The 399-nt window shown below is 66.9% G+C and carries 1 protein-coding gene; it reads right to left on the reverse strand.

Annotation, left to right across the window (positions count from 1 at the left end; genetic code table 11):
• Positions 1-399: GTP cyclohydrolase, FolE2/MptA family (locus tag AC4HNJ_RS21675; protein ID WP_490481694.1), on the reverse strand; the 399-nt coding region annotated here is incomplete at both ends.

Raw genomic sequence — 399 nt, forward strand, 5'->3', positions numbered from 1 at the left:
CATCCAGCGCGCGTTGGATGCGGCGCGCGGCATCCTCGCAGAACATCAGGTTGCTGCCATTGGCCAGGGCGAAGGCCTGTTCGTCCTCGCGCTTGACCGCCGTCTGCACCGGCGTACCCAAGGCGTGCTCCACCCGATCCAGCAGACCGATCAGGTCCAGCGGCGCGTGATCGGCAAAGCGCACCAGTAACCGCGCCACGCTGCGTTGCGCATGCGGCGTGGCCACGATGCCCTTCTCGCTGCCCAGCCAGGCCAGCACCGCGGCGTGATCCAACGGTGTGCCCGCCTCGAAATCGCGCGTGAATTGCTCCTGGATCAGCTGCCGCGACAGGGCCGCCGAGGCCGGACAAGTGGAGGAATAGACCACTTCCGTGCCCAGTTCCAGACGAAAGCCTTCGG

The organism is Dyella sp. SYSU CM1112, from assembly GCF_058216415.1.